General features: G+C 49.0%; 1 protein-coding gene. It reads right to left on the minus strand.

The genetic code is table 11. The features are described 5' to 3' along the window. Positions 1 to 282: 282 nt before the first annotated feature. Positions 283 to 1,305 carry an IS110 family RNA-guided transposase gene (locus tag JNC77_RS17535; RefSeq protein ID WP_213599350.1) on the minus strand — a complete coding sequence of 341 codons (1,023 nt, stop codon included), beginning with the start codon at positions 1,303 to 1,305 and terminating at the stop codon, positions 283 to 285. Positions 1,306 to 1,388: the final 83 nt, after the last annotated feature.

Here is a 1,388-nt window from a genome sequence, read left to right on the forward strand (position 1 = left end):
GGCATGTGTGGACGGCCTCCGTTTGGCAAGATGTTTTTTGATATTTCTGACAAGCTGGTCGAGTGCAGGCATGTGTCCGGCCTATTGATGCGGCTATAACATGCCGCTGGCCCTGATGAAGTCCGCAGATTGAGTTCCTTACAAGTCCTCGCGCTTTCATACGCAGCCCCGGAATGCGGAGTGTCTCAATCCCGGCTTTTGACCGTTTGTCATCATACCATGAGCATCTCACCTCTTGTTTGTTGCGTTCAGCCTCTGAAGCAACAATGACAAAAATACTTGTTAGATGCGTTGCACACCAAATGTGGAACCGTGCACCATAAGCGCCCAGACAATTCGAGCCATTTTATTGGCTAACGCGACAGCAGCAACCATATAAGGTTTGCGCTCCAAAAGCCCGGCGGCCCATTGTGTCGTTTGAACAGTACTTTTCTTGCGAAAGCGTAAGACGGAATGTGCTCCGAGAACAAGAAGACGCCGTAAATATGGATCACCTTGTTTGGTGATACTCCCCAGCCGGTTCTTTCCTCCCGACGAATTCTGGCGAGGAACCAAACCTATCCATGCCGCAAGCTCCCGGCCCGACTTGAACACTCTAGGATCAGTGATCGTAGCGCTCAGCGCGCTTGCTATTATCGGCCCAATGCCTGGCACGCTTTCCAAGCGTTTGCTCAATTCATTTTGTTTATGCCAAGCATGAATTGATTTCTCCAAGCCTATTATTTCGTTGTGAACTGCTTTCATTTGGCGCACTAACGGCAATAAAGCCATGCGGGCAACTGTTGGTAAGCTCGCATCTTCTTCACATTCGATTACCTCAACAAGTTGCATTGAGCCAACAACGCCTTGGCGGCTAACAAGACCAAGTTCTGCTGCATGAGCACGAATGGCATTAACGATCATAGTACGTTGTCGAATAAGGTGTTCCCGAGCACGGTGGAGCATGATCACGGCCTGTTGTTGTTCGCTCTTTATAGGTACGAAACGCATTGTAGGGCGACTAACAGCTTCGCATATAGCTTCGGCATCTGCCGCATCATTTTTCTGCCGCTTTACATAAGGCTTGACGTAAACTGCTGGCATTAATCGCACATCATGCCCTAATTCCTGCAGCGAGCGCGCCCAATGATGAGCACTGGCGCAAGCCTCCATTCCAATTAGACATCGTGGGATGCGACTGAAGAATGGCAAAACATCGCTTCGTGACAGTTTTCGGCGTAGAATGACACGCTCCTGACTATCAACTCCATGAATTTGAAAAACGTTTTTAGCTAAATCAATTCCTACCGTCGCAAGTTCTGACATAACCGTTCTCCTTGGTGGCTTTTAAAAACAACCACACTATCGCACAAAAGCGGATCAGGAGGCCGTCCACCACATCAAGTCCA

Origin of the sequence: Paenochrobactrum pullorum, from assembly GCF_041929845.1 — a bacterium.
GTDB lineage: Bacteria > Pseudomonadota > Alphaproteobacteria > Rhizobiales > Rhizobiaceae > Paenochrobactrum > Paenochrobactrum pullorum.

Bases quoted from the DNA above. Each gene is read 5' to 3' on its own strand.
- JNC77_RS17535 (WP_213599350.1), bottom strand. From the start codon at position 1,305: ATGTCAGAACTTGCGACGGTAGGAATTGATTTAGCTAAAAACGTTTTT.